10 protein-coding genes are annotated in these 13,244 nt (G+C 71.3%); 8 read left to right on the top strand and 2 right to left on the bottom strand.

Going from position 1 to position 13,244, the window contains the following annotated elements; all coding sequences use genetic code 11:
- Position 1: 1 nt before the first annotated feature.
- The 3 genes from treY (at position 2) to ACSF8R_RS04830 (ending at position 5,134) form a co-directional block, all read left to right on the top strand.
- Complete coding sequence (gene treY, locus ACSF8R_RS04840) at positions 2 to 2,359, top strand: malto-oligosyltrehalose synthase (RefSeq protein WP_434810726.1); 2,358 nt, start codon at positions 2 to 4, stop codon at positions 2,357 to 2,359.
- 181 nt (positions 2,360 to 2,540) lie between these two features.
- Positions 2,541 to 4,268 carry a malto-oligosyltrehalose trehalohydrolase gene (gene treZ, locus ACSF8R_RS04835; protein WP_434810725.1) on the top strand — a complete coding sequence of 576 codons (1,728 nt, stop codon included), beginning with the start codon at positions 2,541 to 2,543 and terminating at the stop codon, positions 4,266 to 4,268.
- A gap of 56 nt (positions 4,269 to 4,324) precedes the next feature.
- Complete coding sequence (locus ACSF8R_RS04830) at positions 4,325 to 5,134, top strand: tryptophan-rich sensory protein (RefSeq protein WP_434810724.1); 810 nt, start codon at positions 4,325 to 4,327, stop codon at positions 5,132 to 5,134.
- 7 nt (positions 5,135 to 5,141) lie between these two features.
- Here ACSF8R_RS04830 and ACSF8R_RS04825 read toward each other — a convergent pair whose 3' ends face one another.
- Positions 5,142 to 5,867: a glutamine amidotransferase-related protein gene (locus tag ACSF8R_RS04825; protein WP_434810723.1), complete on the bottom strand. Its 726-nt coding sequence runs from the start codon at positions 5,865 to 5,867 to the stop codon at positions 5,142 to 5,144.
- Between the two features lie 83 nt (positions 5,868 to 5,950).
- Between ACSF8R_RS04825 and ACSF8R_RS04820 the strand changes: the two genes are divergently transcribed.
- From ACSF8R_RS04820 to ACSF8R_RS04800, 5 genes are read left to right on the top strand one after another with little or no spacing between them, the layout of a single operon-like run.
- On the top strand, positions 5,951 to 6,589 hold the full coding sequence (locus ACSF8R_RS04820) for an RNA polymerase sigma factor (protein WP_434810722.1): 639 nt from the start codon (positions 5,951 to 5,953) through the stop codon (positions 6,587 to 6,589).
- Positions 6,579 to 7,037, top strand: coding sequence for a hypothetical protein (locus ACSF8R_RS04815; RefSeq protein WP_434810721.1), 459 nt, complete (start codon positions 6,579 to 6,581; stop codon positions 7,035 to 7,037). Before ACSF8R_RS04820 ends, ACSF8R_RS04815 begins: the two co-directional genes overlap by 11 nt.
- Before the next feature lie 31 nt (positions 7,038 to 7,068).
- Positions 7,069 to 8,733, top strand: coding sequence for a S8 family peptidase (locus ACSF8R_RS04810; protein WP_434810720.1), 1,665 nt, complete (start codon positions 7,069 to 7,071; stop codon positions 8,731 to 8,733).
- A gap of 49 nt (positions 8,734 to 8,782) precedes the next feature.
- Positions 8,783 to 11,227, top strand: a complete 2,445-nt coding sequence (locus ACSF8R_RS04805; protein ID WP_434810719.1) for a CHAT domain-containing protein — start codon at positions 8,783 to 8,785, stop codon at positions 11,225 to 11,227.
- A gap of 46 nt (positions 11,228 to 11,273) precedes the next feature.
- On the top strand, positions 11,274 to 12,236 hold the full coding sequence (locus ACSF8R_RS04800) for a hypothetical protein (RefSeq protein ID WP_434810718.1): 963 nt from the start codon (positions 11,274 to 11,276) through the stop codon (positions 12,234 to 12,236).
- Between the two features lie 222 nt (positions 12,237 to 12,458).
- Here ACSF8R_RS04800 and ACSF8R_RS04795 read toward each other — a convergent pair whose 3' ends face one another.
- Positions 12,459 to 13,229: a LysR family substrate-binding domain-containing protein gene (locus ACSF8R_RS04795; RefSeq protein ID WP_434810717.1), complete on the bottom strand. Its 771-nt coding sequence runs from the start codon at positions 13,227 to 13,229 to the stop codon at positions 12,459 to 12,461.
- Positions 13,230 to 13,244 lie beyond the last annotated feature (15 nt).

Genomic DNA, 13,244 nt, shown 5'->3' with positions numbered 1-13,244 from the left:
GATGACACCCACCTCCACGTACCGGCTGCAGATCCGGTCGTCGTTCGATCTCGATGCGGCGGCCGACGTCGCCGACTACCTGCGCGATCTCGGGGTCGGGTGGGCGTACCTGTCGCCGCTGCTGGAGGCGACACCCGGCTCCGACCACGGCTACGACGTCGTCGATGCGAGCCGCATCGACCCGGCGCGGGGTGGCGCTGCAGGACTCGACCGGTTCGCAGCGTCGAGCCGGACGGCGGGCCTCGGCATCCTCGTCGACATCGTGCCGAATCATCAGGGCGTCGCAGATCCGAGTCGCAACGCGTGGTGGTGGGATGTGCTCACGCGCGGACGGCAGTCGGCGCACGCGCAGGCCTTCGACATCGACTGGGACTTCGGCGGTGGGCGGGTCGTGCTGCCGATCCTGGGTGGCACGCTGGACGACGTGCTCGCCGCGGGTGAGTTGACGGTCGACCCGGTGCCGACGGATGCCGCGCCCTTCGGGCTCGTGCGGTACTACGACAACGTGCTGCCGCTGGCCGAGGGCACCGCTCCGGTGGTCGAGACCTCCAGCGCCGAGGCCGTCCGCACCGTGCTGGAGCGGCAGCACTGGCGGCTCGAGTTCTGGCAGCGCGAGGGCGAGACGCTGAACTACCGCCGGTTCTTCACGATCACGACGCTCGCGGGGGTGCGGGTCGAGGTTCCGGAGGTGTTCGCCGCGACCCATGTGGAGATTCTGCGCTGGTTCCGCGAGGGGCTCGTCGACGGACTGCGCATCGACCACCCCGACGGGCTGGCAGACCCCGGCGGCTACTTCGCGGACCTCGACCGGGCGCTGCGTGAGGCGGGCGCGACCGACCCGTACGTCGTCGTCGAGAAGATCCTCGAGCACGGCGAGACCCTGCCCGGCTGGTGGGCGGTCGACGGCACGACCGGGTACGACGCGATGGCCGACATCGACAGGGTGCTCACCGACCCCGAGGGTGAGACGGCGCTCGCCGACCTCGACACGGCGTTGCGCGGCGAGCCCGGCGCCGCCTACGACGACCTCGTGCACGACCTCAAACGCGCCGTCGCCGACGAAGCACTGCGCCCCGAGGTGCTGCGCATCCAGCGGTTGCTGCCCGCGTACCTGCGCGACGAGCCCGACACAGTCGACGCGCTCGCCGAACTGCTCGCAAACTTTCCCGTCTACCGGGCCTACCTGCCCGCCGGCGCAGACCTGCTCGTTGCCGCGGCGCGCGAGTGCGCGAACCGTCGCCCCGACCTGGGCCCTGCCGCGATGGCTCTCGCGATCGCACTGCAGGACGGCTCGTCCGAATTGTCGCGCCGGTTCATGCAGACCGCCGGACCCGTCATGGCCAAGGGCGTCGAGGATGCCGCGTTCTACCGGTACACGCGCCTCGGGTCGCTGACCGAGGTCGGCGCCGACCCGTCGCACTTCTCGCTCGACGTCGACGGCTTCCACCGGGCGCAGCAGGAACGGCAGGCCGCGTGGCCGCGCACGATGACGGCGCTCTCGACGCACGACACGAAGCGCAGCGAAGATGTGCGGTCGCGCCTGGCGGTGCTGAGCGAACTCGCTGACGAGTGGGCTGAGACTCTCGGCGAGCTTCGGGCCGTGGCATCCACGGGGCACGGGCCGTTCGACGCGCTGTTGTGGCAGGCGATCGTCGGCGCGTGGCCCGCATCGGCGGAGCGCCTGCGCGAGTACGGCGTCAAGGCCGCCCGCGAGGCGGGGGAGCGCACGTCGTGGTCGGCGCCCGACGCCGACTTCGAGGGCGCTGTCGAGTCCGTGGTCGATGCGGCGTTCGGCGCGGCCGGGCCGATCGTGGACCGCTTCGCCCGCAGGATCACCGGGTTCGGTCGGTCGAACTCGCTGAGCGCGAAGCTGCTGCAGCTCGCGGGGCCCGGCGTGCCCGACGTCTACCAGGGCAGCGAGCTGTGGGACCTGTCGCTCGTCGACCCCGACAATCGCCGCGCCGTCGACTTCGGCATCCGCCGTGAGCTGCTGCGCCGGATCGATGAGGGCTGGCAGCCGCCGATCGACGACACCGGGGCTGCGAAGCTGCTGGTCGTCTCGCGCACGCTGCGCGCCCGCCGAGACCGGCCCGACCTGTTCGCCCGGTACACGCCGATGACGGTCGTCGGCGAGCATGCCCATCGTGCCGTCGCATTCGACCGGGGCGGCGCGCTCGCCGTCGCGACACGGCTGCCCGCGGGACTCGACCTCGCCGGCGGGTGGGGAGACACAGCGCTCCTGCGCCACGAGACCCCCACCGTCGACGCGTTCACCGGCCGCCGGTTCGACGCCGGCACCGTGCCGCTGGCCGACCTGCTCGCCGACTACCCGGTGGCACTGCTGCTGCCCGCCGACTGAGCGCACCCCATCCGGGCCCGGCACCGCCCGCATCGGTTCAGTATTCAGTCTCCGCGTCGGCGAGCGCGTGCCCGAACCGCGTCATTCCGCGGGGCGCCCTGTGTTCCGCGCACCGCGGGACTGAATGTTGCACGCGATGGGCGGGTGGCCAGGCGTCACGAACGGATGCGACGATGGAACCATGATCGAGGTATGGGGTCCGAAGGTCGATCGGATGCGGCTGCGCCGGCCCGGGTGCGACGACGTCGAGATGACCGCGGCAGGCGGCGGCTGGTGGCGCGCGGAAGTCGACTTGGCGGGGGGTGACGAGTACGGGTTCGTGCTCGGCGACACGGACGACCTGCGGCCCGACCCGCGGTCGCGCCGGCAGCCGCGCGGCGTGCATGAGGCGTCGGCATGGGACGACCCGGCATCCTTCACCTGGACCGACGACGCGTGGACCGGGCGGCAGCTCGCCGGCGGCGTGATCTATGAACTGCACGTCGGCACGTTCACCCCCGAAGGCACGCTGGATGCCGCTGTGGCCAAGTTCGACCATCTCGTCGCGCTCGGGGTCACACACGTCGAACTGCTGCCGGTGAACGGCTTCAACGGCACGCACAACTGGGGCTATGACGGCGTGCTGTGGTACACGGTGCACGAGGCGTACGGCGGGCCGGAGGCGTACCGCCGGTTCGTGGATGCCGCCCACGCCGCGGGCCTCGCCGTCATCCAGGACGTCGTCTACAACCATCTCGGGCCGTCCGGCAACTACCTGCCCGAGTACGGCCCCTACCTGCGCGACGGGCGCGCGAACACGTGGGGTGACAGCCTCAACCTCGACGCGCAGCCGGTGCGGCAGTTCGTCGTCGACAACGCCCTCATGTGGCTGCGCGACTTCCACGTCGACGGGCTGCGGCTCGACGCCGTGCACGCGCTGCATGACGAAGACAGCGACGTGCACATCCTGCAGGAGCTCGCCGAGGCCGCCGACACCTTCAGCGCCCACGTCGGCAGGCCGCTGTCGCTCATCGCCGAAAGCGACCTCAACGACCCGGTGATGTTCCTGCCGCGTGAGGCCGGCGGCTACGGACTCGCCGGGCAGTGGTCCGACGACTTCCACCACGCCATCCACGTCGCCCTCACGGGCGAGACCGTCGGATACTACGCCGACTTCGCGGCGCTGGACGCGGTGCCGAAGACCTGGACGGGCGGGTTCTTCCACGACGGCACCCACTCGTCGTTCCGCGGCCGCGATCACGGTCGTCCCATCCCGGAGGCCGCGCCGTCGTGGCGCCTCGTGACGTACGCGCAGACCCACGACCAGATCGGCAATCGTGCCGCCGGCGACCGGCTCGCCGCGATGCTGTCACCGGAGCGGCGCAAGGTCGCCGCCGTGCTCACCATGACCGCACCCGGCACGCCGATGCTGTTCATGGGCGAGGAGTGGGGCGCCTCCACCCCGTGGCAGTTCTTCGTCTCGCATCCCGAGCCCGAACTCGCGGCGGCGACCGCGGCGGGCCGCAAGCGCGAGTTCGCGGCGATGGGATGGGACGAGTCGCTCGTTCCCGACCCGAACGACCCGGCGACGTTCGAGCGTTCGAAGCTCGACTGGTCGGAGCCGGATGCCGGCGAGCACGCCGACCTGCTCGACCTGTACCGACGGCTCGCGGCGCTGCGGCGGGAGCGCCCCGAGCTGACCGACCCGCGTTTCGACGAGCGCGCCGCGACGGCAGCCGAGGCGATCGGCGGGCGGGTGTACGAACTGGAACGCGGCGGGGTGCGCGTGCTCGTGAACCTCTCCGAGGTGCCGTGGGAGGTTCCGGCCGGCGATGGCGACGTGCTGCTCGCGACGATCGAGCCGGCGCGGCGCGGCGACGTCTTCGTCATCGCGCCGGATGCCGCCGTGATCGTCGGCTCGGGGGTGTGACGCGAGGCGTGTCAAGGCCCTGACCCGTCCTCGCCGGACCGCGTAGCGTGGCGGCCATGACCGACGAGCCCCGCACCGCCCGCCCGTCCGACACCGTCCGACAGATCGGCGTCATCGCCGCCGTGGTGTTCATGATCGTCGCGGCGATGATCGGTGTGGGCCTGTTCGGCGGCACGAACGTGCGCGAGCTGCAGGGCGGCGCGCTCGACGCCGATGCGACGCTGCTCGCGCCCGCCCGCCCCGCGTTCTCGATCTGGAGCGCGATCTACCTGCTCACGATCGGCTACGCGATCTGGCAGGCGCTTCCCTCGCAGCGCTTTCGCGAACGGCACCGCGCGGCCGGGTGGCCGGTCGCGCTGACGGCCGTATTGAACGGGCTGTGGCTGCTGACGGCGCAGTGGCTCACCCTGCCGCTCACGGTCGTCGCCATCGCGCTGTTGCTGGTCGCCCTCGGATACACCCTGCGCGTGCTGCAGACCATGCCGGGCGTGCGCATCACCGGGGTCGTGCTGCTCGACGCGTCGGTCGGCCTGCACCTCGGGTGGGTCGCGTTGGCGACGGTCGCCAACGTGACAGCCTGGCTCACCGTCATCGCACCCGCAGAGTGGGCGGATGCCGGTGAACTCATCGCCGTGATCGTCCTCGTCGTCGTCGGGGTCATCGGTGTCGCGATCGCGTGGATCACGAACGGGCGGCTGGCTCCGGGCCTCGCGATGGGGTGGGGGCTGTTCTGGATCGGGGTGCAGCGGTCGACGGGGGAGCCGGCATCCATGACCGTCGCGATCGCAGCGTGGGTCGTCGCGTTCGTCGTCGTGGCGGTGCCGCTCGTGCTGACGGTCATGCGGGCCCGCACGGCGCCCGACTGAACCGACGTCAGAACGCGGCGGCGAACGCGCGCAGGATGCGGGTCGGCTCCGACAGCGACGCCGCGTTCACCCGGGCCGCGATCGCATCGAAGTCGCCGGCGTCGAAGTAGCCGTCGTCGCGGTAGACGGCCATCCGCTCGGTGAACGCCTGCGCTGTCGGTTCGGGGTGGAACTGCGTCGCGTACAGCCGGTCGCCCATGCGGTACGCCTGCACGGGGCAGTCCTCGTTCGTGGCCAGCAGCACGGCGCCTGCGGGCGGCTTCGACGACCCTTCCTTGTGGGCCGTGAGCGCAGTGAAACGGTGCGCGAGCGAACCGAACAGCGGGTCGGCGCGGCCCTCGTCGGTCAACGCAACGGTGGTCGGGCCGGTGTCTTCGGGGTGCGCGCGCGTGACTTCGCCGCCCAGTGTGCGGGTCGCGATGCCGATGCCGAAGCAGGTGAACAGCACAGCGGTCTCACCGTCGGCGGCGCGCTCTGCGATGCGGGTGAGGCCGGCTTCGAGGCGGCGCTGCACGTCGGTCTTCGTCGACTCGGGGTCGGTCACGTTGAACGGGCTGCCGCCGACGACGAAGCCGCGCCATCGCGTGAACGCGTCGTCGGGCAGCGATTCGCGGACCAGATCGATGCGTTCGAGCTCGTCGGGCTCGAGGCGCATCGCGCTTCGGAACGACTCGTACTCGGCCTCGGCAGCGCCCTGTTGCGGGCGCACGCAGACGTAGACGAGCGGCGACATGCAGGCGATTCTATTCCGGTTCGGTCGACATGTATCAGGAGCCCAGTAGCCGCACTCGTTCTGGTGTGGCCACAATGGGCGCTATGACTGATGCCGACCCCTCGCCGATCCCACCAACGGACGGCGACGGGGCGATCGACGACGCCTCGAGCATCTGGGTGCGCGCGACCGACAGCTTCCGCCGATGGCGGGCTGGCGACTCACGCGCGATGGACGATCTCGTGCGGCTGCTGACTCCGGTGCTGTGGCACGTCGTGCGCGCGTACGGGCTCGACCGTGCGGCGGCAGAAGACGTCGTGCAGTCGACATGGCTGACGCTCGTGCGCCGTCACGAGAGCATCGTCGACGAGCGGGCTGTGGCGGGATGGCTCACGACCACCGCCCGCCGCGAAGCGTGGCGGGTCGGCAAGGCGCACCAGCGCGCCATGCCGACCGAGACGGTCGACCTCGAACCGCTCCTCGACCCCGAAGAGTCGGCCGAGGGGCGTGCCGAAGTCGCCGACCGCGATGCCCGACTGTGGCGGGCGGTGCACGGCCTCGACGACCGCTGTCGGAGGCTGCTGCAGGTGATCGCGTTCGAAGAGCGACCGGACTACGCCCGAATCGCCGAAGACCTGGCCATGCCGATCGGATCGATCGGCCCGACACGGGGACGGTGCCTCGGAAAACTGCGCACCGTCCTGGCTTCAGAAGGATGGAATGGAGATGACGATGGCCTCTGAACAGCCCGCGGCCGACGCCGCCCTGTTCCGTGCGATGCGTCGCACGTGGGAGCGGGTCGACCCGCATCCCGCCGACCTGATCGACCGCATGGTCGCGGCAGTTGCCGCAGACGACCTGTCGACCGAATACGCGTTGCTGACACTCGTCGAGTCGGATGCCGTGGCCGCCGTGCGCGGCGATGCCGACCTGCTCACACTGCAGTTCAGCGACGGCACCACGACCGTGCTGATCCATGTCACGGTGACCGACCGAGGTGGGCGTCGCATCGACGGCTGGGTCGACGGTGATGCGTCTTCAGCCGTACTCGAACAGGACAGCCGCGAGCTGAGCACGCCCGTCGAGGGCGGCAGGTTCTCGTTCGACGAGGTCGCCGCAGGGCCTGCCCGACTCCGGATCGCGCCGGGGAGCGACGGCGTCGAGTTGCGCACGCCCGGATTCGAATTGTGAACGTCCGATCGGACAGTGAGGGGAATCGGTGATGGCACCCAAAGACGAGAACGGCCCTGGTCTGCCCGACGGCTGGTCGTGGCGGGATCGTGCGCGCGGATCGGTGATCCGTGGCGTGGTCCTCGATCCGGGCGATGAGCCGGTCACGGGCGTCGAGGCGTTCCAGACTGCGTACGTGCCCGACCGGCTGCTCCTGACCGGCACGGACGCGCAGGAGAAAACCGGCTCGGGTGACCTGTTCGATCGCGTCCAGCAGGCGGCGGCCGCGTTCGGATGGGCGGCCGTCCCCGCGCCCGATCAGCTCCGACGCGACGCGAAGACACTCGACCGTATCGGCGTGGGCCCCACCGTTCGGGTGCTGCTGACGACCCCTGACGAGCCGGTGCGCGGTGAATCACCGGTGCCGCCCGACGCCTGGCGCGTGCTGCAGCGGTTGCGGCGCGACGCGCTCAGGCAGGCGCAGCTCGGCGCCGACGCGTCGGCCGAGGCGGTCGCGAAAGTGCTCGCCGGGGCGGGCCTTGACCGCGTGGGGCTCGATCACATCCTGACGGTCGATCCGGTCGGGCTGAACCCGTACACGAAGACCAATCCCTACACGAAGACGAACCCGTACACGAAGACCAATCCCTACACGAAGACGAACCCGTACACGAAGACCAACCCGGTCGGAGAGTATGCCGAGTCCGGACTCGGCGGACGTCAGCCGGTGGCGTGGATCGGTGCGGCACCGCGCCGCGGAGAGATCGAGTCGGGGCTGCGCCGCGCCGTCGTGGCCGTGCTCGACACCGGCGCGGGGGTGCACGCGTGGCTGCCCGACGACATCGTCGACAGGGACGTGCGCATCGACGGTCGAGCCGTCGGGCTCGACGACGAAGCCAATCCCGAGATCTACCCCGACCTGTACGGCCCGCTCGACGGCGAGATCGATCCGGTCGCCGGGCACGGCACCTTCATCGCGGGGATCGTCCGCCAAGCCGCGCCGGATGCCGACATCCTTGCGATCCGGCTCGCAGACGCGCTCGGGATGGTCGAAGAGTCGCTGCTGCTCGAGGTGCTCACCGATGTCGTCGACCTCGTGGCACGGTTCTGCAAGGGCATGGAGGGAGGGCGTCCGGTCGACGTGCTCAACCTCTCGCTCGGGTACTACCACGAGACGCCGCAGGACGGCCTCTACAGCACAGCGCTGTACGACCTGCTCGCGCGCCTGCGGCACCTCGGCACGACCGTGGTCGTCTCGGCGGGCAACGACGCGATCGATCGCCCCGCCTTCCCGGCGTCGCTGTGGCCGTGGCCGGGAGCCGACAACGGGATCGCCCCCGACGGCGGTGCGCGGCACGTGTCAGTCGGCGCACTCAACCCCGATTGTCGATCGACGGCCCTGTTCTCGAACGTCGGCCCGTGGGTGCGGACGTACGCGCCGGGAGCGGCAGTCGTCAGCACGATCCCCGACTTCCTGGGTGGACTGCAGGCAACGGCCCGCGACGACGAGTACCGTCGCCGTCGCACCACGATCGCCCCCGAGGACTTCCGCGGCGGATTCGCAGTGTGGAGCGGCACGTCGTTCGCGGCACCGCTGTTCGCCGGACGCGTGGCTGCGCGCATGCGGGCACTGCCGGCATCCGGGCCGACGCCCGACATCGCAGCCGCGTGCGGTGAGGTGGACGACGAGATCGGGGTGAGCGACACCGGCGAATGACGGAACCGCGGCGGCCGCAGAGCCGCCGCGGTTCCGGCATGCTGGGGGAGTGACCGACGAGGGGCTTTACGAGCGCGCGCTGGCGCTGTCGAACCAGCGTCGCTACCGCGATGCACGGCGCCTGCTCGACGAGGCGGCGGAGGTCGAGCACGATCCGGAGCGTGCGGCTCGGATCGCCGGCACGCGAGCGTATGTGCTCACGCAGTTGGGTGAACCCAGCGCCGGCGAGCGCATCTGCCGCGAGGCGCTCGCGATGCCCAGATTGTCGGATCACACGCGTGGCGTGCTGGCGGGTCAGCTCGCGAGTCTGCTGTCGCACCAGGGGCGCATGGACGATGCGCTCGAGGCGTTCGACCTGGCGATCACGCAACTCGTCGACGATCCACTCGCCCAGGCCAATCTTCGGATGAACCGGAGCGTGCTGTACATGCAGCGCTCCGAGCTCGATGCCGCCGCCGCCGACCTCGAACTCGCCGTTTCGGCCTTCCGGGACGTCGGCCAGCCGGTCGAGGTCGCCGAGGCACAGCACAACCTCGGCTACGTGCGCCTGTTGCGGGGCGAGCTCGTCGAGGCGATGTCGCAGATGGCGTCCGCGCGCCCGCAGATCGCTGCCGTCTCGGTCGCGAACGCCGCGATCGGCGACGTCGACCGCGCCGAGGTGCTGCGTGAAGCCGGCCTCGTCCGAGATGCCGAGCAGCTGCTGGCCTCGGCATCCGACGCCTTCGGGCGAGAACGCATGCCGCAGGCGCGTGCCGAAGCCGACCTGCAGCGTGCGCGCTCCCTGCTCCGACACGATCCTGCGCGCGCGCGAACCGTCGCCGGCGCGGCAGCGCGCCGATTCGAGGGGTTGGGTGCGACGACCTGGCGGTGGCGCGCCGAAGCGGTGCGGCTGCGCGCGGCGTTCGCCGCACACGCAGCGGGGCTCGGACGCCGACCGCAGGCCGAAGCGGTCGAACGGGCCATCCGCGGCCTCAGCCGACGTGGGCTGCGCAACGATGCCGCGGCACTGCGCCTCGCGCGTGAGCTCTCGCGCATCCGCGCGGGCGAGCCGTCGCGATCGACGCCACCGCTCGACGAGGCGAGCTCGATCGAGGTGCGCATGCTCACGCACGAGGTGCGGGCCGCACGCGCCGCACGGTCGAGCGATCACGGCGGCACGCTGCGCCATGCCGCCGCCGGTCTCGACGAGCTCGCCGATTGGCAGGCCGCATTCGGTGCGATCGACTTGCAGAACTCCGCCGCCATGCATGGCAGCGCGCTCATGCAGCTCGGGCTGGATGCCGCGATCTCGACCGGCGATGTCGCCACCATCTTCGACTGGTCGGAGCGTGCCCGCCATCTCAGTCAGCAGGTCGTCGCGCTGCGCCCGCCGCCCGATCCGCAACTCGCGGCAGACCTCGCCGAACTGCGGCTGCTGCGCACCGAATCGCCCGACGGTGACTGGCTGCGCTCGGGGCGTGCGCGCGAGATCGCCGATCGGGTGCGCCGCAGGCAGTGGTCGGCCAGCGCTGTCCACCACGTCGACGTGCGGGTCGGCCTGGCCGACGTGCAGCAACAGCTCGATGCCGACACCGCGGTGCTGGCGTACGTGTACGGCAGCACCGGCGTGCGCTGCCTGCTGGTCACGGCAGAGGACGCCGAGGTGTTCGAACTGCCGGCCGCGCGTGAGCTGCCGCAGCTCATGGCCGGGTTGCGCGCAGACTTCGACATGTCGGCATCCGCTCCGCCAGGGCCGATGCGCGAGGTCGTGCGCCGCTCGCTCGACCGACGTCTCGCCCAGCTGTCGGCGGTGCTCGTCGAGGCGCCGCTCGCGCGCACGGGCGCCACGCGCATCGCGATCACCGCGCCCGGTCTGCTGGCTGGGCTCGCCTGGACCCTGTTGCCGGGGCTGCACGGTCGGCTCACGACGCTCGCGCCGTCGCTGTCGCGTTGGATCGCGTCGCGCCGGCTGCATCCGGCGACCCGCGTGCAGTTCGCGGCCGGTCCCCGAGTGGCCCGTGCCGACGAAGAGGTCCGCGCCGGAGCCGCAGCGTGGCCCGACGCGACGGTGCTGACCGGCGACGCGGCGACGGTGGATGCCGTCACGGCAGCCGCGGCGGCGTGCGACGTGCTGCATATCGCCGCGCACGGTCGCCATGCGGCTGACAACGCGCTGTTCTCGGGCCTCGAACTCGCAGACGGGGCGCTGTTCGGACACGACATCGAACGAATGCAGCGCGTGCCCGACATCGTCGTGCTCTCGGCGTGCGAAGTCGGACGGTCGGCGGTGCGTTGGGGCGAGGAATCCCTCGGGATGGCGCGCACGTGGCTGCACGCCGGTGCGCGGTGCGTCATCGCGGCGCCCGTGGTCGTCGGCGACGACGATGCGTGCGATCTGCTCGCCGCGCTGCATGCTGGGCTCGCCGCGGGCGAGAGCCCGGCAGCGGCGCTGGCGCATGCGTCCGCGGCGACCGGCATCACCGCGCCGTTCCAGTGTCACGGGGCGGGCTTCTGAGGCACCGCCCTCGCGCATGTCGCACCCGGGTGGCACGATGCCGAGCATGGAACTCGAGACGTGGCTCCTCGACGCAGACCCGGCGATCCGCTGGCAGGTGCTGAACGATCTGACCGATGCGCCGTCGGACCAGGTGACCGCGGAGCGACGCCGTGTCGCCACCGAGGGGTGGGGCAGGCGGCTGCTCGACGCGCGCGGCGCAGACGGACGGTGGGCGGCTGGGGCGTGGGCGCCCGCCGGATGGAGCTGGGAGCTCGGCGAGCCGCAGCCGTGGAGCTCGACGCTGTGGGTGCTCGAATCGCTCTACGACCTCGGCATCCCGCCCGACGACCCGTACATGGCCGAGACGGTCGCGCTTCTCGACGTGCACGCACGGTGGGAGTACGAAGACCGGCCGTACTGGTCGGGCGAGGTCGATTCGTGCATCAACGGTCGCACCATCCGGGCCGGCGCCTACTTCGGGGCCGATGTCTCGCGCATCGTGGCGTATTGCGCAGAGGACCAGCAGCCAGACGGCGGCTGGAACTGCTTCCGCCTCGAAGGCGACGGGTCGGTGCGGTCGTCGTTCGACAGCACACTGGCCGTGCTTGAGGGGCTGCTCGAGTACGAACAGTCGACGGGTCTCTCGACGCGGGAGTTGCGCGCGCGGGGTGAGGAGTATCTGCTCGAACGGATGCTGCTGCGACGCCGCTCAGACGGTCAGGTCGTCGATGACGCGTACCTGAGGTTCCCGTTCCCGCCGCGGTGGCGCTATGACGTGCTGCGCGCCCTGGAGTACTTCCGGCTCACCGGCTCACGGCCGGACCCGCGCACGGCCGAGGCGGTGCAGATCGTGCGCGACCGGCGCGGGGCGGACGGTCGCTGGCCCGCGGAGTACGACGACCCGGGGGCGGTGCAACTCGATCTCGAAGCGCCGCTGGGCGAGCCGAGCCGGTGGAACACGCTTCGTGCGCTCCGCGTGCTGCGGTGGGTCGATGACGCCGAGGCCGGGGGCGCAGAAGGTTCCTGAAAAGAATCTCATCTGGTGTGTATCAGGGGCCGGGGTGCCCGCTCTTCTCACATGGAACGACGCGAAACCGAGTCCCGCGGGCCCGGACATCGCTCCCGGGATCGGGGGAACCCGGATCGTTCCGCCACGATCGTCGTCTGCTGGGGAGCGACCGATCATGGGGCCGGCGGTGCTGGGGGCACCGCCGGCCCACCTTTCTGCCTGGTTGCCCCGGTCGTCAGTTCAGCGACGCGAGGAGTTCGCGGTGCGTCCACGGACGATGCCGACGAACTCCTCGACGAGGGATGTCGTGGCCGCGGCCGGCCACGCGAGTGCCACCGTCGAGGTCGGACCGTCGGTGAGCGGGCGGAAGTCGGCATCCTTGCGGTGGTGCAGGCGGGCGAGCGACATCGGCACGATGACGATGCCGACCCCCGATGCCACGGTCGCAACCGCGTCGCCCGTCGTCTCGAGGGTCGCGAACGACGGCGCGAGCGTGCCCGCGACTTCGGGTGACAGCACGTCGTCGGCGGGCACGATCAGCACCTCGCCGGCCAGGTCTTCGGCGCTGAGCTCTTCGGCCGCCGTCAGGTGGGAATCGGCCGCACACACGACGACCGGCACCTCGTCGTACAGCGTGATGACATGCAGACCGTCACGGTCGATCGGCAGGCGCACAATTGCGGCATCCACCTCGCCCGCCTCGATCGCAGCGCGCTGATCGGCGACGGCGAGCGGCACGAGTTCGAGGTCGATCGAGGGATGCCGGCGTTGCCACGTGTCGATCCACTTGCCGGGCGTGGCGCCGGGGATCGCACCGAGGCGGAACGGACCGGGTGGCAGGGGTGCGGGGCCGGGAGCGGGCGTCGGCTTGGGCTTCGGCTTCGGCTTCGGCTTCGGCTTCTGGGGTTTCGCCGGCTTCGGTGTCTTCGCGGGCTTGCCGCCGGCGCGCTGAGCGGCCGGTCGGGGCGTGCGCCCGCGACCGCGCTTCGACCCACCGCCCGATGCCGCCACTCCGCCAGCGTAGTC

This window comes from Microbacterium sp. bgisy189 (assembly GCF_965345345.1).
Taxonomy (GTDB): domain Bacteria; phylum Actinomycetota; class Actinomycetes; order Actinomycetales; family Microbacteriaceae; genus Microbacterium.
The sequence above is the reverse complement of the archived record's forward strand: the minus strand, read 5'-3'. Positions and strand labels throughout refer to the sequence as shown.

Excerpts from the sequence above, each read along its gene's own strand:
- treY (WP_434810726.1), top strand. The coding sequence starts at position 2 with ATGACACCCACCTCCACGTACCGGCTGCAGATCCGGTCGTCGTTCGAT.
- treZ (WP_434810725.1), top strand. The coding sequence starts at position 2,541 with ATGATCGAGGTATGGGGTCCGAAGGTCGATCGGATGCGGCTGCGCCGG.
- ACSF8R_RS04830 (WP_434810724.1), top strand. The coding sequence starts at position 4,325 with ATGACCGACGAGCCCCGCACCGCCCGCCCGTCCGACACCGTCCGACAG.
- ACSF8R_RS04825 (WP_434810723.1), bottom strand. The coding sequence starts at position 5,867 with ATGTCGCCGCTCGTCTACGTCTGCGTGCGCCCGCAACAGGGCGCTGCC.
- ACSF8R_RS04820 (WP_434810722.1), top strand. The coding sequence starts at position 5,951 with ATGACTGATGCCGACCCCTCGCCGATCCCACCAACGGACGGCGACGGG.
- ACSF8R_RS04815 (WP_434810721.1), top strand. The coding sequence starts at position 6,579 with ATGGCCTCTGAACAGCCCGCGGCCGACGCCGCCCTGTTCCGTGCGATG.
- ACSF8R_RS04810 (WP_434810720.1), top strand. The coding sequence starts at position 7,069 with ATGGCACCCAAAGACGAGAACGGCCCTGGTCTGCCCGACGGCTGGTCG.
- ACSF8R_RS04800 (WP_434810718.1), top strand. The coding sequence starts at position 11,274 with ATGGAACTCGAGACGTGGCTCCTCGACGCAGACCCGGCGATCCGCTGG.